The 19,946-nt window shown below is 75.1% G+C and carries 15 protein-coding genes; 8 read left to right on the plus strand and 7 right to left on the minus strand.

Going from position 1 to position 19,946, the window contains the following annotated elements; genetic code table 11:
* Positions 1-125: 125 nt before the first annotated feature.
* Entirely contained in the window at positions 126-2,822 is a 2,697-nt protein-coding gene (locus ACFVNO_RS05465; protein WP_378889604.1) for a protein kinase, read from the plus strand.
* A gap of 64 nt (positions 2,823-2,886) precedes the next feature.
* Here the strand turns inward: ACFVNO_RS05465 and ACFVNO_RS05470 are convergent, their stop codons facing one another.
* Both ACFVNO_RS05470 and ACFVNO_RS05475 read right to left on the minus strand, forming a co-directional pair.
* Complete coding sequence (locus ACFVNO_RS05470; protein WP_355256027.1) at positions 2,887-4,692, minus strand: glycoside hydrolase family 15 protein; 1,806 nt, start codon at positions 4,690-4,692, stop codon at positions 2,887-2,889.
* A 440-nt stretch (positions 4,693-5,132) separates the two neighbouring features.
* A complete protein-coding gene (locus tag ACFVNO_RS05475; RefSeq protein WP_220565913.1) occupies positions 5,133-5,768 on the minus strand; it encodes a YitT family protein in 636 nt (211 codons plus the stop codon).
* A 299-nt stretch (positions 5,769-6,067) separates the two neighbouring features.
* Between ACFVNO_RS05475 and ACFVNO_RS05480 the strand changes: the two genes are divergently transcribed.
* Positions 6,068-7,555, plus strand: coding sequence for a PLP-dependent aminotransferase family protein (locus ACFVNO_RS05480; RefSeq protein WP_220562210.1), 1,488 nt, complete (start codon positions 6,068-6,070; stop codon positions 7,553-7,555).
* A 30-nt stretch (positions 7,556-7,585) separates the two neighbouring features.
* Here the strand turns inward: ACFVNO_RS05480 and ACFVNO_RS05485 are convergent, their stop codons facing one another.
* Positions 7,586-8,407, minus strand: a complete 822-nt coding sequence (locus ACFVNO_RS05485) for an alpha/beta hydrolase (protein ID WP_378889608.1) — start codon at positions 8,405-8,407, stop codon at positions 7,586-7,588.
* Positions 8,408-8,772: 365 nt separating this feature from the next.
* On the opposite strand from ACFVNO_RS05485, the gene moaA reads away from it, so the two are divergent.
* Complete coding sequence (gene moaA / locus ACFVNO_RS05490; protein WP_355256024.1) at positions 8,773-9,780, plus strand: GTP 3',8-cyclase MoaA; 1,008 nt, start codon at positions 8,773-8,775, stop codon at positions 9,778-9,780.
* 126 nt (positions 9,781-9,906) lie between these two features.
* A complete protein-coding gene (locus tag ACFVNO_RS05495) occupies positions 9,907-11,094 on the plus strand; it encodes an RtcB family protein (RefSeq protein WP_355255428.1) in 1,188 nt (395 codons plus the stop codon).
* 221 nt (positions 11,095-11,315) lie between these two features.
* Here the strand turns inward: ACFVNO_RS05495 and ACFVNO_RS05500 are convergent, their stop codons facing one another.
* A complete protein-coding gene (locus ACFVNO_RS05500) occupies positions 11,316-12,293 on the minus strand; it encodes a WYL domain-containing protein (protein ID WP_355255425.1) in 978 nt (325 codons plus the stop codon).
* A 61-nt stretch (positions 12,294-12,354) separates the two neighbouring features.
* On the opposite strand from ACFVNO_RS05500, the gene ACFVNO_RS05505 reads away from it, so the two are divergent.
* The 3 genes from ACFVNO_RS05505 (at position 12,355) to ACFVNO_RS05515 (ending at position 16,935) form a co-directional block, all read left to right on the plus strand.
* A complete protein-coding gene (locus ACFVNO_RS05505; protein ID WP_355255422.1) occupies positions 12,355-12,708 on the plus strand; it encodes a nuclear transport factor 2 family protein in 354 nt (117 codons plus the stop codon).
* Between the two features lie 190 nt (positions 12,709-12,898).
* Positions 12,899-13,447 (plus strand): molybdenum cofactor guanylyltransferase, encoded by a 549-nt coding sequence (locus ACFVNO_RS05510; protein WP_355255419.1) that lies wholly within the window; start codon positions 12,899-12,901, stop codon positions 13,445-13,447.
* Positions 13,448-13,563: 116 nt separating this feature from the next.
* Complete coding sequence (locus ACFVNO_RS05515; RefSeq protein ID WP_378889614.1) at positions 13,564-16,935, plus strand: HEAT repeat domain-containing protein; 3,372 nt, start codon at positions 13,564-13,566, stop codon at positions 16,933-16,935.
* 40 nt (positions 16,936-16,975) lie between these two features.
* On the opposite strand, the gene ACFVNO_RS05520 is transcribed toward ACFVNO_RS05515, so the two are convergent.
* A complete protein-coding gene (locus ACFVNO_RS05520; RefSeq protein WP_355255413.1) occupies positions 16,976-17,203 on the minus strand; it encodes a hypothetical protein in 228 nt (75 codons plus the stop codon).
* Positions 17,204-17,742: 539 nt separating this feature from the next.
* Between ACFVNO_RS05520 and ACFVNO_RS05525 the strand changes: the two genes are divergently transcribed.
* A complete protein-coding gene (locus ACFVNO_RS05525; protein WP_355255410.1) occupies positions 17,743-17,961 on the plus strand; it encodes a dodecin in 219 nt (72 codons plus the stop codon).
* Between the two features lie 77 nt (positions 17,962-18,038).
* On the opposite strand, the gene ACFVNO_RS05530 is transcribed toward ACFVNO_RS05525, so the two are convergent.
* Positions 18,039-18,830, minus strand: a complete 792-nt coding sequence (locus ACFVNO_RS05530; RefSeq protein WP_355255407.1) for a hypothetical protein — start codon at positions 18,828-18,830, stop codon at positions 18,039-18,041.
* Positions 18,831-18,984: 154 nt separating this feature from the next.
* Positions 18,985-19,782, minus strand: a complete 798-nt coding sequence (locus ACFVNO_RS05535) for a cell wall anchor protein (protein WP_378889618.1) — start codon at positions 19,780-19,782, stop codon at positions 18,985-18,987.
* Between the last annotated feature and the right edge of the window lie 164 nt (positions 19,783-19,946).

The following is a 19,946-nucleotide window of genomic DNA, read 5'->3' on the forward strand; positions in this document are numbered from 1 at the left end:
GGCCAATGGGCCGTACAGGGCGTAAGAGTACAGTTGTCCGCGTTAATGTGGTCCCCTGTGCCCGCAGGCCGAACCCCCGCCGAGGGCGATGCCGCAGCCCCCACGTGGAATCGAGTACCACAGCCGTGAGCCTGAGTCTCTACGTCGGTCCGGACTCCCAGCCGGACAAGTACCGCCTGGTGCGCTCCGTGGGGCGCGGCGGCGAGGCGACCCTCTACCTGGCGGAGGTCACCCTGGCGGGGCAGACGGAGCCGGTCGTGGTCAAGGCGCTGAACGCCGACATCACCGCGGACTCCGCGGAGTTCGCCGAGCTGAGCGCCCGCTGGGCCGAGCAGGCGGAGCTGCTGCGCTTCATCAACCGGCTCGGCGTCGTGGGGGTCCGCGAGCACTTCGAAGGCGCGCCGGAGCACCCCGCGGGCGGCGCGGGGGAGCAGGCGGACCGCTGCCTGTACCTGGTGATGAACCACATCGACGGGCTGGACCTGCGCGACTGGCGCGCCGAGCACGCCCAGGAGGGCGTGCGCGGGCAGCGGGAGGTGCTGCGCTACCTGGAGCAGGTCGCCCAGGTGCTGGACATGCTGCACGCGGGGCGGGCCACGCCGTCCCGGCGGCCGGTGGTGCACGGCGACCTGTCGCCGGGCAACATCATGATCGACACCGACGGCCAGGCGACGCTGGTGGACTTCGGGCTGAGCCGGATCGCGGCCCGGCACATGACGGCCCGGCCGTGGTTCACGCCGGGGTACGCGGCGCCGGAGATCTTCAGCGGGGAGTACAGCCCGGCCACCGACCGCTACGCGTTCGGCGCGGTCGCGTTCTACGCCCTGACGGGCGAGGACCCGCCGACGGCGCCGGAGCAGCTGCGCGAGCGCTTCGCGGCGCTGCCGCTGCTCGCCGACGCCGAGGAGCACACCCGCGCCCTGGTGGCGTCGATGTTCTCGGCCGAGCCGGCCGACCGGCCCGAGGCCTCCGCCTGGGTGGGCGCGCTGCGGACCCTGGCCACCTCTGTGCCCTGGACAGGGCCGGGAAGCGACCCGGCGGGCGACCCCGGGACCTCCGCGGTCTTCGCCGCCTCCCTGTTCAGCGCCGCCGCGGAGGACACCGACTCCACCGCCAGGCTCGACCCCTCGGTCCTCCCGCAGGCCCCGGCCGCCCCGGCCGAGCAGGAGCGCGGCACGGACGAGACGGTCGTCCTCCCGCCGCCCTCCGGTGCCCCGCAGACCCCGGCGGCCCCGTCCGACCACGGCGCCCCGCCTGTCCCGGGCGGCGCTCCCGCTCCCGGAGGCGCTCAGGGCTCCGGCGCCCCGCAGGCCCCGGGCGCTCCTGCCAGCACTTCGGGACAGGCCATCCCCAGCGGGGTGCAAGCCTCATCGGGCGCTTCCGCCTCCGGTGTCCCGCAGAGCGCGGGCGTTCCTGGTGGCGCTGTGTCCCCGTCCGCTTCCGGCGGCGCTCCGGTGCCCGGCGCCCCTCAGGCCCCGGTCGCCTCGCCCGGCCCAAGCGCCCCGCCGGTCCCAGGGGGTACTTCTGCCCCCGGCGCCGCTCAGGGCCCCGGTGTCCCGCAGGGCGCGGGCGTTCCTGGCGGCGCTGTGCCGTCGTCCGCCTCCGGTGGCGCTCCGGTGCCCGGTGCCCCGCAGGTCCCGGGCGGCGCTCCCGTCTCCGGTGGGCAGGGGGCGGACGCGACTGCGGTGCTGTCGCCGACCCCGGCGTTCGGGACGCCCGCGGCGGGCGCGCCGACCCCCGCGGCAGGGACGCCCGCGGCGTCCGCGGACACGGAGTCGACCGTGGTCCTGCCCGGCACCGCACCGGGCGTCGAGGACATGCCGCACCGGCCGGTCGGCGGGATGCGCGGACGCCCCGTCCAGCAGCGCCCCGCCGCCGGATCCCCGCAGCCGAGCGCCCCGCCCGCCGCCTCCGCCCCCGCCGGACCGCCGCCCGGCCGTCCCGGCCGCCCCACCCCTCCCGGCGGCACGGCGCGCCCGCCGATGCCGCCGCCCGGGCCGGGCCGCGTCCCCTCGGGCCCGATGCCCTCCGGCCCCGCCTACGGCGGCCCGCCGCCCGCGCACTCCCAGCCCTCCTGGGGCCCGCCGCCTCCCCCCGCGGCCACCGGCGCCTTCCCCGCCTACGGCCACCGGCCCGCCCCCGAGCACCCCGAGCCCCGCAAGAGGTCGCGCAAGCCCGCCCTCATCGGCCTGGCCGTCTTCGCCGTGGTCTGCATGATCGGCGGCTCCGCCGTCACCTACGTGGTGATGGACCGCGGCCTGCCCTTCCTGGCGGACGACTCCCAGCAGGTCGCCGCCGACGCCCCCAGCGACCCGGCCGCCCCCTCCGAGCCCGAGGAGGAGGCCCCGCCGCTGGCCGCGCAGCCCACCGGCGCGCCCAAGGAGGACGCCTCCCCGCCCGGCACCGACCCGGCCGGGGACACCACCCTGCTCACCCAGATGGAGATCGTCGACCAGGACGGCCGCTGGGAGCCCGAATCGGGCCGTGCCGAGATCGACGGGAACGCCTACAGCCGGGCCCTCGTCCCCGGTGATCGCTGCCAGTACGGCAACCCCTGCACCGGCTGGGCCGAGTACAACCTGGGCCGCGGCTGGACGACCTTCACCGCCCGGCTCGGCGTGACCGACACCTCCAGCTCCTCGGCGACCACCACCTTCATCGTCCACGTGGACGGCAGCCCCGAGGTCACCGAGACGCTCGCGCTGGGCGAGACGCTGGACATCGAGGTCGACGTGCGCGACGCCCTGCGCCTGCGCATCGAGGTGGAGAGCGACGCCGGGGGCGTCTACCCGGTCTGGGCCGACCCCGCCCTCACCGCCTGACCCGGCCCCGAACACACCGGTGCCCCGCGGCCGTTCCCGGACGGCCGCGGGGCACCCGCCGTGTTCACTCGGCGCGCCAGCCGCCCTGCCGGTCGGCCAGGTTCAGCGCCGTCGTCACCAGCGGCACGTGGCTGAACGCCTGCGGGAAGTTCCCCACCTGCCGCCCGACCCTGGGGTCCCACTCCTCGGCGAGCAGCCCCACGTCGTTGCGCAGCGCCAGCAGCCGCTCGAACAGGTCCCGCGCCTCGTCCTGGCGCCCGATCGACAGCAGCGCGTTCGCCATCCAGAAGCTGCACGCCAGGAACGCACCCTCGTCCCCCGGCAGCTGGTCGGCCGAGTTCTCCAGGTCCGTCCGGTACCGCAGCACGAACCCGTCCACCATCAGGTCCTTGCGCACCGCCTCGATCGTCCCGATCACCCGCGGGTCGTCATAGGGCAGGAACCCCACCTCGGGGATCAGCAGCAGCGCCGCGTCCAGCTCCTTGCTGCCGTAGTACTGCGTGAACGTGTTGCGCTGCGGGTCGTACCCGTACTCGCACACCTCCGCGTGGATGGTGTCCCGCAGGGCCTTCCACCGCTCGATCGGCCCCTCCTTGCCGAACTCCTCGATGCTGCGCACCGCCCGGTCGGCCGCCACCCACGCCATCACCTTGGAGTGCACGAAGTGCTGGCGCGGTCCGCGCACCTCCCACAGCCCCTCGTCGGGTTCGTCCCAGCACCACTCCAGGTAGTTGACCAGCGACCGCTGCAGCCCCCACAGGTAGTCGCCGCCCCGGATGCCGGTGCGCCGTGCCAGGTGCAGCACGTCCATGACCTCGCCGTACACGTCCAGCTGGTACTGGCCGACGGCGGCGTTGCCGATGCGCACCGGCCGCGACCCCTCGTACCCGGGGAGCCAGTCGGCCTCCCACTCGGTGAGCCGCCGCTCGCCCCGGATCCCGTACATGATCTGCATCAGCTGGGGCTCTCCGGCGACCGCCCGGACCAGCCATTCGCGCCAGGCCAGCGCCTCGTCCGTGTACCCCGAGCGGATGAGCGCCTCCAGGGTGATGGTGGCGTCGCGCAGCCAGCAGTACCGGTAGTCCCAGTTGCGGACGCCGCCGATCTCCTCGGGCAGGGAGGTGGTGGGGGCGGCGACGATCCCGCCGGTGGGCCGGTAGGTGAGGGCCTTGAGCACGATGAGGGACCGGATGACGGCCTCGCGGTAGGGGCCGTCGTAGGTGCACTGGCTCACCCACTTCTCCCAGAACCGCTCGGTCCGCGACAGCGCCTTCTCGGCGTCGAGGTGGTCGGACTCCTCCACCTGGGAGGGGTGCCAGGTGAGGACGAAGGGGACGCGCTGGCCGGCGCTGACGGTGAAGGTCGTGTCGTGGGTGAAGTTGTGGCCCTGGAGGCTGACGGGGGTGCTGAGCCAGACGGCGTCGGGTCCGGCGATCGCGACCAGTTCGCTGCCGGTCCGGTGCACCCACGGGACCACGTGCCCGTAGTCGAACCGCAGGCGCAGCTCGGTGCACATGGTGACCCGGCCGCTGATGCCCTCCACGATGCGCACGATGTGCGGCGCGCCGCCGCGGGGCGGCATGAAGTCGATGACCCGGACCGTCCCGGTCTCGGTGTCCCACTCCGATTCCAGGATGAGCGTGTCGCCCCGGTAGCGCCGCCGGGTGGCCCGGGGCTCGCCGTCGGCGGGGCGCAGGGTCCAGTTGCCGTTCTGCTCGTCGCCCAGCAGGGCGGCGAAGCAGGCGGAGGAGTCGAAGTCGGGCAGACACGCCCAGTCGATGGAACCGTCGCGCCCGACCAGCGCGGCGGTCTGCATGTCGCCGATCATTGCGTAGTCTTCAATCCAGCCGGGCACGCGGCTCACCCCCAACACGTTCGTCCTGAGTCTTGCGGTCGGCGCGGGCACTCTCGCCTCCGGACGGGGGTGGTGCGGTGCTCCGGGTCGGCCCGCTGCGCGCACGCCCGTGTGCACGCCCCGTCGGGGTGCTTCTCCCGGCCCGTTCCGATGGGGCGGTGCCCACCGCGGGCAGGGGCGCCGTTCGGGTCACGGCCCCTCCCCTCGCGACCACGCGCCGCCCGCCCCTGTACCCGGGTATGTGCCCAGGTGGGGGACGACACAAAGGTCGGCTCGGGAGAGCCGCTCCGAAACGGTCCTTTCCGTTCACCGCGGTTCCCCATCTTCCCCTCTCTCCGGAGGGCGCGCCACCCGCAATTGCACGTGCATCGGAGAGTGCAGGGCGGTATGTGGTCAATTGGGGGAGTTTGCCGGACCAGAAGTTATGTCGTGGTGATCAACTAATGGCGACGGGGTCACTGATTCGCCGATCGGATCGGTGTTTCCGGGAGGTTCTCGGACATCCGGAACAGGGGGAGGAAGATCTGGGTGAGGGGGCCGATCGCCACCGCGAACACCAGCGTCCCCACGCCCACCGTGCCGCCCAGCAGGAACCCGGTGATCACCACCGCCACCTCGATCACGGTGCGGGCCAGGCGCACCGACAGCCCCCGGGCGGCCAGGCCGGTCATGAGCCCGTCGCGCGGGCCCGGGCCCAGCTCCGCGCCGATGTAGTAGCCGGTGGCCAGCGCGCACGCCAGGATCCCCAGCAGCAGCCCGGCGACGCGGATCCACAGCACACCGGTCTCGGGCAGCAGCCACAGGAACAGGTCCGCGGTCGCGCCGATCATGACCACGTTGCTCAGGGTGCCCAGCCCGGGCTTCTGCCGCAGCGGGATCCACAGCAGCATCAGCAGCGCGCCGACGATGATCGTCCAGGTGCCGATGGACAGCCCGGTGCGCAGGGCCAGCCCCTGGTCCAGCACGGCCCAGGGCATGGCCCCCAGGTCGGACTCGATCAGCAGGGCGACGCTGAGCCCGTACAGGGTCAGGCCGACGTACAGCCGCACCAGGCGGCGCAGCCGCGGCCGGGGCAGGACCGGGGTGATCATCACCCGGCTCAGCAGCGAGGGGCGGGGCGCCGCCGCGCCGCGGGCCTCCGGTCCGTCGGGGCGGAACTCGTCGGGGCGGGGCTCGCTCCGTTCGTCCACGGACCCGTCCTTTCAAGAAAAAGGGGGGATCATCGGATCGGGCGGTGCGGACCCCTCCCGGCGCCACCGTCATCCCCCGTGCCACGGTGGTGCCACTTCGGTATCCTGGCCCACATGGCACCGTACTCAAAGTGCCAATTCCAGAAAGTGGCCCCACGAGGGCGCGGACACAGCGGGAACGGGTACGAGGAGGCGGCGCCATGGCGTCACGACAGGGCGGCGCGGTCCGGACCGCGGAGCGCTCCACGTCCGGCGGCGGCACCCGGCGGATCAACGGCCGCCTGCTGGCCCGCCTCATCGGCGAGGCGCCGGTGGAGCGCCCCTACTACCTCTCCATCGGCCGGGCCGTCAGCGGCCTGGTGCTGGACGGCCGGGTGCCCACCAACACCCGCCTGCCCGCCGAACGCGACCTCGCCACCGCCCTGGGCGTCAGCCGCAACACCGTCACCGCCGCCTACTCCTGGCTGCGCGACAACCGGTTCCTGGACAGCCGGCAGGGCGCGGGCAGCTGGACCGTGCTGCCCGACTCCGGCACGGGGGACCCCTCCCCGTCCCCGTTCCTGTCCGGGGCCGCCGAGCACATCGACCTGGGCGTGGCCGGGCCCCCGGCGGTGGAGGGCCTGCGCGACGCCGCGTTCCGGGCCGCCGAGCAGCTGGCCGCGCACGTGGGCGGCCTCGGCTACTACCCCCACGGCCTGCCCGAGCTGCGCCACGCCATCGCCCGCCGCTACGTCGAACGCGGCCTGCCCACCACCCCCGAGCAGATCTTCGTCACCAACGGCGCCCAGCAGGGGGTGGCCCTGCTCCTGGACCTGCTGGTCCAGCCGGGCGACGAGGTCCTGGTGGAGTCGCCCACCTACCCGCACGCCCTGGACGCGGTCCGCCGCAGCGGGGCGCGGGTGCGCACGGTGGGGGTGACGCCGCAGGGCTGGGACATGGAGTACCTGGTGGACGCGTTCCGCCAGTGGCGGCCCTCGCTGGCCTACCTCATCCCCGACTTCCACAACCCCACCGGCGCCCTCATGGACGACGACGAGCGGCGGGTGCTGGTGCGCGAGGCGCGCCGGGCCGGGGCCCACCTGGTGGTCGACGAGTCGGTGGCCGAGCTGGCCATCGACTCCGGCGACCTGCCGGCCCCCGTGGCCGCCCACGACACCGACGGCCGCGTCATCACGGTCGGGTCCGTGGGCAAGCTGCTGTGGGGCGGGCTGCGGGTGGGCTGGATACGCACCACCCCGCCGATGGTGGCGCGGCTGATGGCGGTGCGCCAGCGCTTCGACCTGGCGGGGGCGGTGCTGGACCAGCTCACCACCACCCACCTGCTCGCCGACGTGATGCGCATCCGCGCCGAGCGCAGCCGCTGGCTGCGCCGCAACCGCGACGCCCTGCTGGCGGCGCTGCGCGACCGGCTGCCCGACTGGCGGCCCAACGTGCCCGGCGGCGGCCTGGTGCTGTGGGCGGCGCTGCCCCAGCCGGTGGCGAGCGCGCTGTCGGCGGCGGCGGTCCGGCACGGGGTCCACCCGGCGGCGGGGCCGGTGTTCGGGTCGGACGGAACCCTGGAACGCTACCTGCGGCTGTCCTACACGCGGCCGCCGGACGTGCTCGCCGACGCCGTGGACCGGCTGGCCGCCGCCTACGCCGAGACCCTGGCCCACCCGGTCCAGCCCCACGGCCGGCTGTACGTCTGACGGCCGCGCCCCGCGGCCCGGCCGGGCCCCTCAGCCGGCGAACCGGCGGGCGAACCGCACGACCTCGCCGATCACCTCGTCGCGGTTGGTCTCGTTGAACACCTCGTGGCGGGCCCCGGGGAAGATCCGGGCGGTGAAGTCCGAGCCGAGGATCGCCTCGATGCCCGTGAGGGTGCCGGAGAGCGGCACCAGGCGGTCGTCGGAGCCGTGCACCCACAGCAGGGGCATGTCCCCCAGCGATCCCGCCGCCAGCCCCCGGTCGATCTCGGTGAGCATCGCGTCCACCGTGGCCCGCTTGAACGGCCCGTGCCAGACCAGTTCGTCGGCCACGTAGGCCTCGCCGACGGCGGGGTCGCGGGAGAGGGTGGCGGGGTCGATGGGGACGTCGGGGATCTCCTCGGCGGCGGACAGCGCCTCCAGCACCTCCCAGCGGCCCAGGACGGGGCCGGACAGCACCAGCGCGGTCGGCTCCTCCGGATGGGTCTGGGCGTAGCGTGAGGCGATGAGGCCGCCCATGGAGTGGCCGATGAGGACCAGGGGCAGCGACCGGTAGGCGGTCCGGGCCTGGGTGACGACCCGGTGCACGTCCTGGACCACCTCCGCGTAGTCGTCGATGAGGACCCGCTCGCCGGAGGAGCCGCCGTGTCCCCGATGGTCGGCCCCGTAGACCACCGCCCCGGCGGCCACCAGGTCGGCGGCGACCTGCTCGTACCGCCCCAGGTGCTCGCCGTACCCGTGGACCAGGACGGCCAGCCAGGAGGGCTCTCCCTCCGCGGGAGCCCAGGCCCGGGCCGCCAGCCTCCCCGAACCGTTCGGCCCGCCCGCCAGTCCCCATTCCCGTGTGGTGATCACCGTGTCCTGCCTCCTCATCGGCCTGCGCGTCTGCGACGATCGCGGTGATGGTCGCCTGTGGCGTTGGACACCCTAGAACATCGCCCGCGCGCGTCCGCGCGACCCGGTCGGGTCCGCCGCGGCGGCGGGCTCCGGCCGGGCCCCGGCCGGAGCGCCCCGGCCTCGACGCGCCCGGGTCCGGAGGATGCTCCGGAAACGGCGGTGTCGTCTCGTGCGCGCCGACGAAATATCTCAAAGCGTGTGATAGGGACTACTCGCCCCGAAAGGCGATCTTCTACGCTGGACAGATGGGTATCCCTTCGGATGACCCCCGAGTGGTGCCGGTGGCGTTCTGCTCGACGACTTCGACTGAGAGGGTGACGCCCGTGCTGGCCGACTCCTATGGGCGAGTGGCGACGGACCTGCGGGTCTCGCTCACCGACCGGTGCAACCTCCGCTGCACCTACTGCATGCCCCCCGAAGGCCTGGAGTGGCTGCCCAAACCCGAACTCCTCACCGACGACGAACTCCTCCGCCTCATCGAGATCGGCGTCACCCGCCTGGGCATCACCGAGGTCCGCTTCACCGGCGGGGAACCCCTGCTCCGCCGCGGCCTGCCCGCCATCGTCGCCGGGACCGCCGCCCTGCGCCCCCGCCCCCACACCGCCCTCACCACCAACGGCATCGGCCTGGCCCGGATGGCCCCCGCCCTGGCCGAGGCGGGCCTGGACCGCGTCAACGTCTCCCTGGACACCCTGCGCCCGGACGTCTTCGAGACCCTCGCCCGCCGCCGCCGGTTCGACGACGTCGTCGAGGGCATGGCCGCGGCCGCCGAGGCCGGGCTCACCCCGGTCAAGGTGAACGCGGTGCTCATGCGCGGCGTCAACGACGGCGAGGCCGCCGACCTGCTGCGCTACTGCATCGAGCACGGCTACGAGCTGCGCTTCATCGAGCAGATGCCGCTGGACGCCCAGCACGGCTGGCGGCGCGACGACATGGTCACCGCCGACGAGATCCTCGCCCGGCTGGAGACCGCGTTCGACCTCGCCGAGGCCGACCCGGGAACGCGCGGCAGCGCCCCGGCCGAGCTGTTCCGGGTCCTCGGGCACACCTTCCCCGACGGCCGCGAGGCCACCGTCGGGGTGATCGGCTCGGTCACCCGCCCCTTCTGCGGGACCTGCGACCGGGTGCGGCTCACCGCCGACGGCCAGATCCGCAACTGCCTGTTCGCCCGGGAGGAGTCCGACCTGCGCACCCCGTTGCGCGAGGGGGCCACCGACGCCGAGATCGCCGAGCGCTGGACGGCGGCGGTCGCCCGCAAGTTCCCCGGGCACGGCATCGACGACCCGGGGTTCCTCCAGCCCGCCCGGCCCATGTCCGCGATCGGCGGCTGACCGGCCGGGCCCGGACACCGCGGGAAAACCGGTGGACGGGCGGCCCCTTTTGCGGCTCAATGTTCCGGGGCGCGACCGCGCCCGAACCGTGAGAACAGGCCGTTCGCGAAAGGGAGGTGGCCTGTCATGACCTATACCGAGATCCCCGGCACCCGGGTTCCCATCCGCATGTGGGCCCGCCCGGAGGAGGTCGAGGGCGCCGCCCTGGAACAGCTGCGCAACGTCAGCGGCATGCCCTGGGTGCACGGCCTGGCCGTGATGCCCGACGTGCACTACGGCAAGGGCGCCACCGTCGGATCCGTGATCGCCATGCGCGACGCCGTCAGCCCGGCCGCCGTCGGCGTGGACATCGGCTGCGGCATGACCGCGGTGCGCACCGACCTGACCGCCTCCCGCCTGCCCGACGACCTCGGGAAGCTGCGGTCGGCCCTGGAGGCCGCGATCCCCGTCGGGTTCCACTTCCACGACGAGGCCGTCGACCCGGCCGCCGTCCCGGGGCTGCGCAGCAAGGACTGGGACGCGTTCTGGCGGGGGTTCGACGGCCTCGCCGATGCCGTCCACCCGCGCCGCGAGCGGGCGCTGCGCCAGATGGGGACCCTCGGCGGCGGCAACCACTTCCTGGAAGTGTGCCTGGACGACGAGGACACCGTGTGGCTGGTGCTGCACTCGGGTTCGCGCAACATCGGCAAGGAGCTGGCCGAGCACCACATCGGGCAGGCCCGCGCCCTGCCGCACAACCAGGACCTGCCCGACCGGGACCTGGCGGTCTTCCTCACCGGGACCCCGGAGATGGACGCCTACCGCCGCGACCTGTTCTGGGCCCAGGACTACGCCCGCCGCAACCGCGACGTCATGATGGGGCTGGCCTGCAAGGTCCTGGCCGAGCAGGTGCCGGGCACCGGGTTCGGGCAGTGGATCTCCTGCCACCACAACTACGTCGCGGAGGAGACCTACGACGGGGTGGACGTGCTGGTCACCCGCAAGGGCGCGATCCGCGCCGGGTCGGGGGAGTACGGGATCATCCCGGGCAGCATGGCGACGGGGACGTACATCGTCCGGGGGCTGGGGAACGAGGACTCGTTCAACTCCGCCTCGCACGGGGCCGGGCGCCGGATGAGCCGGACCAAGGCGCGCAAGACCTTCACCGCCGCCGACCTGGCCGCCCAGACCGAGGGCGTGGAGTGCCGCAAGGACGCGGGGGTCGTGGACGAGATCCCGGCCGCGTACAAGGACCTGGAGTCGGTGATCGCGGCCCAGACCGACCTGGTGCGCGTGGTCGCGCACCTGCGCCAGGTGGTCTGCGTCAAGGGCTGACCGGCCGCGGGCCGTCCGCGCCCGCCCCGGGGCGGACGCAAACGGCCTGCGGTACCCCCGGCGGGCTCTCCGCGGTGGTCGCCGCCCCGGTGGGCCCGCCCGCTGCCCCGGCGGGCTCTCCGCGGTGATCGCCGCCCCGGCGGGCCGGCCCGGTGCCCCGACGGGGGCCCGCGCCCGGCATGGGGCCCGGCAGCGGTCCGCGGCGGGTCCGGTGCCGTCCCTCAGGACGGGCTCCCGTAGCGCTCGGCCATCGCGGCGGCGCGGTCGTGCAGGGCGGTGCGCAGCCACTCGGGGGACAGGACCTCCGCGTCCGCGGCCAGCTGCCACAGCGCCCACTCGGCGTGCCGGCGGTCCTGGAAGTCCACCTCCAGCGCCGGCCGGCCGCCCTCGTCCTCCTCCCGCACCTCGCGGACCTCCAGCGCGGTGTCCGCCAGTTCCTCCCGCCGCTGCGGGGCCACCCGGGCGAGCACGGACACCCGGTCGCCTCCGGTGCGGAACCGCGCACCGCGCTCCCGCCAGACCCGGTCCAGGTCCACCCGGTCCGGCCGCCGCGCCGGTTCGTCCAGCGCCTCGGCGGCCAGGACCCGGGACAGCCGGTAGGTGCGGTCCTCCCCGGACCTCGTGGCCAGCAGGTAGCCCTGGTCGCGCACGGTGACCAGGCCGACCGGGTCGACCGTACGCCACCGGGCGTCCCGGCCCGCGGCCGCGTAACGGATGCGCAGCCGGTACCCGGCGAACACCGCGCGCCGGATCTGGGCCACCACGGCGTCGGGTACCTCCTCGGCGGCGAGCCGGCGCTCCAGCAGGTCGGTCTCCGGGTCGACCAGCAGCCGCCGGGCCGCCCCGGCCGCCGTGGCCCGGTCGCCCTCCGGCAGCGCGTCGACCACCTTGCGCATGGCCGAGGCCAGCGCCGAGCCCAGGCCGAACGCCTGTGCCCCGCGCCGCGACCCGGCGACCAGCAGGGCGAGCGCCTCGTCGTGGTTCAGGCCGGTGAGCTCGGTCCGGAAGCCGGGCAGCAGCGAGAAGCCGCCGTGCCGGCCGCGTTCGGCGTAGACCGGGACGCCGGCCGCGGACAGGGCCTCGATGTCGCGCAGCACGGTGCGGGTGGAGACCTCCAGCTCGCGGGCGATCTCGGGCGCCGTCAGGCGCTCGTGCCGACGCAGCAGCAGTACCAGTGACACCAGCCGATCCGCGCGCATCCGAGAACTCTACAGAAATACCTGACAGAGGATGTCGTGTTTTCCCGGAAGGCTGGTCGGTATGACGAACAAGAGAGCGGCCACCGAGCCGAACGACCTGGGCAGGTACTTCATCGAGCGCGGCAACGCGGGCGACGTCGACGGATTGGTGGCGTTGTACGAGCCGGACGCCGTGCTGGCGTTCCCCCCGGGCAGCCTGGCCACCGGCCACGAGCAGATCCGCGCGGTGTTCGAGCAGTTCGCCGCCGCGGCGCCGGTGCTCGAACCGGGGAAGCAGCAGCCCGCGCTGGTGGGCGGCGACCTGGCGCTGACGGTGGCCACGCAGGCCAACGGCGACGTGAGCGTCGAGATCGCCCGGCGCCAGCCGGACGGGACGTGGCTGTGGGTCGTGGACCAGCCCGCCCTCCGGTTCTAGCAGGAAGGACGCGACGGGCCCGCCGTCCGGTGACGTGCCGGACGGCGGGCCCGCTCCGCGAGGCCGGTGGACCGGGGGCGGGCTCCCGGTCCGGTCGTGCCCGTGTGATGGTGCGTTCCAAAGCCCCGCCCGAAGGAGAGGGCCGACGACAGGGGAGGCGGAAGGGACCGCGGCGGGGCATGCTGGGGGGATGAGCACTCTGGACGCGGTGATCCTCGCCGGCGGGGCGGGTACCCGCATGGGCGGCGTCGACAAGCCCGGCCTGGCCGTCGGCGGGCTCACCCTCCTGGAGCGCGTCGCGGCGGCGGTCCGCGACCACGCGCCCGAGGGGCGGACCATCGTCGTGGGCCCCGAACGGGACTCGCCGCGGGCGCTGTACGTCCGTGAGGACCCGCCCGGGTCGGGCCCGGTCCCGGCCCTGCGCGCGGGGCTGCCGCACGTGCGGGCGGACCGGTTCGCGCTGCTCGCCGCCGACCTGCCCCACCTGGCCGGGCGGCACCTGGCCCTGCTCGAACCGAACGCCGTGTTCGTCGACGCGGACGGGCGCGAGCAGTGGCTCACCGGCGTGTGGCGCACCGACGACGTCCGCGCCGCCCTGGCCGCCTACGGGGGCCGCTCCCTGTACGGCCTGCTCGGCCCGCTGGGCCCCCGGCTCGTCCCGGCTCCGGACCCGGACGCCGTCGCCGACTGCGACACCCCCGAGGACCTGGAGCGCGCCGCCCGCCGCCTGGACGGCTGACCGGGGACGGCCCCGCCGCCGACGGCGCCCCGCACACGGGCGACTTGCGCGATGCGGTCCCCGTCCCCCATCATGAGCGCCATGACGATCAGGAAGGGCGGTCTCCGCCCGGGCCTTTGAGCCCCACCGAGCCGGCGCAGGCGTCGGCCCACGAGCTTCTGTCCACCGTCGAACCCCTCTCCTGCGCCGCGCGGATGCGCGCCCTGGCGGACTTCGCCCGCCGGCACGCGGGAACCCCGGAACTCTCCGCGGTCGTCCGCGACCTGGAGGCCGACGGCCCGGTGACGGGGTTCGCCCCGCACGCCCGACGGGCGTTCGCCTCCCACCTGGCGCTGGTGTCCCGCGACCTGAACGCGGTCGCCCGCCACCTCGCCTCGCCCCACCCGGACCTGCGCCGCGCCGCCCTGCGCGCCGTGCGCACGCTCCCGGTCCCGGACGAGGCGGTGCTCCCCGTCCTGCGCGACGCGCCCACCGGGCTGCGGCGCGCCCTCTACCGCACCCTGTTCCACGCCCGCCGCACGGCCCTGGCCGACCGGCTGCTGCCCGTCGTCCGCCGCGACCACGGCGCCCCCGAGGCCGCCGCCCTCCTCCCGGCCTGCTCCACCCGGGCCGTCGCCGACCACCTGCCCGGCCTCGCCCACGCGGTCCGGTCCTGGAGCAGGCTCGCCCGCCGCCACCCCGACACCCTGGTCGCGTACCTGCGCGCCCTGGACGAAGAACCGGACCGGAGGGCGCTGAGCGCCCTCGACCCGGTCCGCCCCGCCGCGGTCGCCGAACTCGCCGACGGGGACGCACGGTGGCGGCCGAACCTCTACCCGCACGCCGCCCGCCTCCGGAGCGGGGGCGACGAGCACTCCTACCCGTCCCGCTACCCGGTGACGCCCTACGGCGACCGCAGGGTCCGGTCCCTGCTGCGCCTCATGCGCCAGTGGTCCGGCCAGGCCCGGGTCGTCCTGAGCGCCATGGAACCCGCCGTGCGCACTCCCTACCTGGAGCGCTTCCTCGCCCGCCGCGACCACCTCTCCCACGCGGCGGTCCTGGCCCACCTCGATCTCGCCCCCGCGGACCTGGCCGAACGCGAGGCCCGGACCGTCCTGGAACAGATCCGCCGGACCCAGCGGTGGCAGCTCCGGTACAGCGACCCGTACCAGGACCTGGACGCCCTGGCCTTCCTGCCCTACGCCGAGGTCGCGGACGAGCTCGACCGGGCCGCGGCCTCCGGCGACGCCGGGCGCCGGGCCCGCGGCCTGGCCGCCCTGGTCGCCGCCGCGGGCCGCACGGGGGACCCGGGACTGGTCGCGGGCGTCCTGCTCACCCGGGCGGAGCGGGCGCGCGCCGAACGCGATCCGGTGCGCCGGGTCCTGCTGCGCTCGGTGGCCGGCCTCCCGGCGCCCCTGCTCGGGGAGGCGCTCCCGGCCCTGGGGCGGTTGCTCGCCGACACCGTTCAGAGCCGTGACGCGAGCGCGGACAGCCGGCGGGCGCTGCGGGACATCGCGACCCGCCTGCTGCGCCACCCGGACAGCGGCGCGGACGCCGCCTCCTGGGCCCTGGACGTGTACGTCCGCCTGATCGAGCGGTTCGGCGCGGACGGGCTGGGCCCGTGGGGGCGCCCCCGCGCCAACCCGCCCTGGTGGGCGGGGCGCCGGAAGGGGGGCGCGCCCGAACTCGAACCCCACCTGGACCAGGTGCTTCCCGCCGGACTGGAGACCGACCTGTACCGGCGGGCGGCCCCGGTGCTGGACGCCGCCCGCGGCCGCGGCGACCACGCCCCCACCGTCCAAGCGGCCTACGAACTGGGCGGCCGTATCCGGAACCTGCCGGAGCTGGGCGCGCACCTGCGCTCGGCGGTCCTGGAGGCGGAGGATCCGGCCGTGGCGGAGCGGGCGGCATTCCTGTACCTGTCCGGGCCGGACGCGGCGGACCGGGCCCGGGACCTCGTCGAGGCCGCCCCGGACACCGTCCGGCTGCCGCGCGTCCGGCACCTCCTCGTCCGCACGCGGCCCACCGCCGACGTCCTGGCGGCCCTGGCCGCCTCCCCCTCCTGGATCCCGGACGCCGACCGGAGGGCGGCTTCGCGGTGGCCCGTGCGGCTGACCTCGGCCCTGGCCGACCGCCTGGCGGCCGTCGCGGCCGATCCGGCCTTCGGGACCGACGACCGGGAGCGGGCGCTGCTGAGCCTGGGCGACCTGCCCCGCACGGTCCACCGGCTGCGGCCCTTCCTGGAGGGGGACGACATCGTCCTGCGCGAGGCCGCGCTGTCCGCGCTGGGCCGCAGCGGCGACCGGACGCTGGGCCTGATCCTGCGGAGCGCGGACGGCCCGCAGTCGCGGGCCGCCGGTCCGGCGCTGTCGCGCCAGGCGCAGGCCACCCCGCCCGCGGAACTCGGCCCGGCCCTGGCCGGCGCCCTCTCGGGCTCCGCCAAGGTCACCGTCCGCAAGACGGCGGCGCGCCTGCTCGGGCACCACCGTCCCCCGGGCGCGGTCGGGTACCTGGTCCGCGCGCTGGACACCGAAGGGCTGCACCGCGACGTGCGCGCCGCGGTGGTGGGCGCCCTGGTCCGCTGCCTGGACGACCCGGCGGCGCTCCCGGCGCTGGCCCGGCACGCCCCGTCCTTCACCGAGACCGAGCTGCACCTGGCCCTCCTGGCCCCGGGGCCCCGGTCCTGCCCGCCGGAACACCGGAAGGCCGTGGCGTCCCTGGTGGACGCGCTGCCCGTCCCGGACGCGCGCCACTGGCGGCTCAACGGCTGGGCCGCCCGCTGGACGCCCTGGGCGCCGGCCGCGGACACCGACGCGCTCGTCGACGCCCTCTGCGACATGGACCGACCCTTCGAGCGGTCCCACGCGCGGATCGCGGCCCTGTGGAGGCGGGGGATCGCCCTCGACCGCGGGGACGAGGTGGTCCGCCGCCTGCTCGCCCTCGTCCCGCGGGGCGCTCCGCCCGTAGCGGTCCCGAGGGGGGAGGACACCCCGCACCGCAGGCTCGTCGCCCTGCTCGGGGTGCTCGCGGGCCGGCCCGCCACGAGGCCGCCGCACGGCGTCCTGGAGGCCCTGGAATCCCGTGAGGAGTACCGGGTGGAGGCGGGGCGGCTGATCGTACGGTGGATCCGGGAGCTGGTCCGGGCCGATGGAGGGGCCTCCGCGGAGGAGCTCGCCGGGCTGATGCTGCGGTACCTCCGGGCGGGCGGCCTGAGCGTGCGAGGGGAGGGAGACGGGGTGAACGTGTTCGAGGGGATGCTGCGCGACGGCCGCACCGGCACCGAGGTCCCGGACGGGGTCGCCGCCGAGGTCTGCGCACGGCTCCTGGACGCGGCGGAGCGGGAGGAGCCCCGGGCCCGGGACCGGGTGGGGCGGGCCGTTCTGGGAATGGTCGGCCGGGTCGTGCGCGAGCGGGGCTGGGCGGACCCCTGGCCCGCGCTGCTCACCCGTGTCGCGGAGCTGGGCGACCCCGCCCTGCGCGCCGCCGCCTGGCGGCTGGCCGCCGACTGATCCGGGCAGGGCCCGGGGCGCCGAGCCCCGGGCCCGGGGCTCAGCCCTCGGAGCCGTCCAGCTCGTCGAGGGGCAGCGTCTCACGGAGGAAGCCGCGCAGCCGGAGGAAGTCCTCCAGGTAGGCGCGGTGCTCGTCGCAGGCGGTCCACACCTTGCGCCGGTCCGGGGTGTGCAGCTTGGGGTTGTTCCAGACCAGGGCCCACACCGCCGCTTCACGGCAGCCGCGCCGTGAGCAGATCACGGCCTCGGCCCGCTCGGAATCACTCAACGCCACCCCCGGGGAAGAAAGAAAACGGACGCCCGGTCCACGGGCGGCAACGGCAGGCTAGGGGAAGCGGGCCGGAAAAGACAAAAGGCGACGCCGGGTGGCTACGGGGGCAAACCACCCGGCGTCGCATGCGATGTTTCGACGGGGGCTCGAAACATCGTCCCGCGCTCCGACGGGGGACCGGAGCGCCAAGACCCAATGTACACCGCCACCCCCGGGGGTACGTCAAGAGTCAGTTACGACGTTGTCTCGGGAGAGTCCCGGCGCTCGAAGGACTTAAGTCCCAGGTCAGGGCTTATATGCCTATTCTGTGGGGCCTCTGGGAGCGTGACGGAGGAGACGTCCGTGCCCTCTTGGTAACAGAAATCCCAACAGGGTCCAAAGTCCTTATCCGTACCGGGTCAAGCGCCGCGTCCGTTCCCTTCCCCCGCGCGGCGTGCACGAACGGGGCCGGTGTGACGGGCGGGGAATGTGGGCAGGCAGGTGGTCGGGGCCGGCCCGCGGGGCCGCGCGCAACCGATCAGTCAGGGGGTCCACACATGTCCGGACACACCTACCGGGTCACCGAGATCGTCGGCACGTCGCCCGAGGGGGTCACCGAGGCGATCCACAACGGGATCGAACGGGCGTCGAGCACGCTGCGCGGGCTCGACTGGTTCGAGGTCACCGAGGTCCGCGGCCACATCGAGGACGGCCGCATCGCACACTTCCAGGTGGGCCTCAAGGTCGGTTTCCGGCTGGAGGAGCCGCAGGGGTAGCAGCGCCGCCGGACGGCGGCGGGGCCGGGCGGGGGAGTCGTCCCCCGCCCGGCCCCGTTCGTTCCGCCCGGCCCCGGTCAGCGCTCCTCGGCCGGGTCGCTGCCGCGCTGCACGTCCACGTGCACGTGGTCCAGGTGCCGCAGGATCTCGTTGTCGGGGTCGGCCTCGTAGTCGCGCCACCCCAGCGACGGGTAGTAGGTGCTCCAGATGCGGTCGTCGAAGATGATGACGTCGATCTCGTAGTCGGGCGCGTGCGCGATCAGCCAGTGCGCCATGACCCAGCCCGCGCGCCGGTTGTCCTCGTTGACCGGGCGGTAGAAGATGTCCAGCGCCCGCCCCTCGTAGTGCGCCGACCGCTCGCCGTGGCCGGTGTTGTAGCCGCCGGGCACGAAGCCGCCCAGGCTGAGGCCGGAGAAGTGCTCCTCCACGCCGTCCTTGAGGTTCTGCGCCCGGGGCGTCAGACCCGAGGGCTCCAGGTCGGGTTCCGGGACCAGGTCGCGGTTCTTGACGGAACGGCAGGTCAGCGAGGGTCCGGCGTCGTCCTCGGGGCCGTTCGTCAGGACGTCCATCACGGCGTCGGGGATGTCGTCGGTGTCGGGCGCCTCCACGGGCGCGTCGTCGCCCTGGACGGCGACCGCGGCGGCGGTGGTGGCCCGCCGCGCCTGGTCGCGTTCGAGGCGGACGGTGTCCTCGCCGGTCCACACGGAGCACTCGGGGCCCCAGGGTGTGGAGATCGGGAAGGCGATCTCGCCCCGCTGTACGGCCCAGCGGGTGCCCAGGGCCGCGAGGGCGGCCAGGATGACGAGGATGCCCACGGCCAGGAGGACGCCGTTCCAGCGCCGCTCCCGTCGTACGGGTCTGTGTGCCATGCCCCTTGTGCCCTTCGCTCGTGCCGGGCGGTGGCCGCCCGGCGCGGGTTCCAGAGTGGTCAACTCCCCAGGAGATGCTCAGATTTCCGGCACAATGGACATTTTTCCCACATTGTCGGTCGCCCACCCGTGGGAACGCGGGACGGGGCGGCGCTCAGCGCACCGACCACAGCACCAGAAGACCGCCCGCCAGCAGGGTCACCGCCCAGATCCGGTCCATGGTGACCCCCTTCCACCGCAGTGCGTGGACCCCGAGGAAATCGTGCGCGATCAGCGCCGCCGCGGTGCAGGCGACCAGCATCGCCGCGGTGTGCACCCCCGCCGCCAACAGCCCGGTGAGCGTCGCGTCCCACAGGTCCCACACCCCGTCCTCCGGTACGATCCCCGCCCCGGGTCCCACTGCCCCGTCCGCCTCCGCGGTCCGGTCACCCTCCGCCGACCCGTTCGCTTCCGCGGCCCGGGTGCCCTCCGCCGCCCCGCCGGGCTCCCCGGCTTCCGGGGCCGCGGCACCGTGGCCGGCGTGGCCGCCGCCGTGGCCCGTGCCGCCGTGCGAGGTCCGCCCCGCCAGCACCGGCATGAGCATCAGCCCCGCGCCGTGCGCCGAGGCCATGACGAACGACCAGGCCGCCAGCTGCCAGGGCGGCAGCCGGATCTCCATCCGGTGGACGTGGCGGCGCCACAGCAGCATCACCAGTCCCACCAGCACGATCACCCCGCCCCCGACCACGGGGAAGAACACGGACGCGGTCACCGACCCGGTGACGGTGATCGCCACCGCGGCGGCCGCGACGCTCACCGCGTGGCCTGCGGCGATCGGGGGCAGCGCGCGCAGCACCGCGCCGCGACCGCCCTCCTGGAGGCCCCGGGCCACCGCCAGCATCCAGCCCATGCCCGGGTGCAGGCCGTGGAAGGCGCCCAACGCGACGAGGGTCAGAAGCTGAGCGGAGGTCACGGCGTCAGGTTCACACGCACCGGGGGAGCGGGCAACGGCCCGCCGCGGGCTGACCGACAGCGGTCACCTGGCGTGTCCGCGGTTTCACGCGGGGTCCGAGCGGGCAGCCGCCGCCCCCGCGGCCTCGCCGATCCGGCGGTGAACGCCGGAGGGCGCCGACCGGA

This window comes from Nocardiopsis sp. NPDC057823, from assembly GCF_042797335.1.
Taxonomy (GTDB): domain Bacteria; phylum Actinomycetota; class Actinomycetes; order Streptosporangiales; family Streptosporangiaceae; genus Nocardiopsis; species Nocardiopsis changdeensis.

Bases quoted from the DNA above. Each gene is read 5' to 3' on its own strand.
- ACFVNO_RS05510 (WP_355255419.1), top strand. From the start codon at position 12,899: ATGAGCACTCTGGACGCGGTGATCCTCGCCGGCGGGGCGGGTACCCGC.
- ACFVNO_RS05495 (WP_355255428.1), top strand. From the start codon at position 9,907: ATGACCTATACCGAGATCCCCGGCACCCGGGTTCCCATCCGCATGTGG.
- ACFVNO_RS05500 (WP_355255425.1), bottom strand. From the start codon at position 12,293: ATGCGCGCGGATCGGCTGGTGTCACTGGTACTGCTGCTGCGTCGGCAC.
- ACFVNO_RS05505 (WP_355255422.1), top strand. From the start codon at position 12,355: ATGACGAACAAGAGAGCGGCCACCGAGCCGAACGACCTGGGCAGGTAC.
- ACFVNO_RS05475 (WP_220565913.1), bottom strand. From the start codon at position 5,768: ATGATCACCCCGGTCCTGCCCCGGCCGCGGCTGCGCCGCCTGGTGCGG.
- ACFVNO_RS05525 (WP_355255410.1), top strand. From the start codon at position 17,743: ATGTCCGGACACACCTACCGGGTCACCGAGATCGTCGGCACGTCGCCC.
- ACFVNO_RS05480 (WP_220562210.1), top strand. From the start codon at position 6,068: ATGGCGTCACGACAGGGCGGCGCGGTCCGGACCGCGGAGCGCTCCACG.
- ACFVNO_RS05530 (WP_355255407.1), bottom strand. From the start codon at position 18,830: ATGGCACACAGACCCGTACGACGGGAGCGGCGCTGGAACGGCGTCCTC.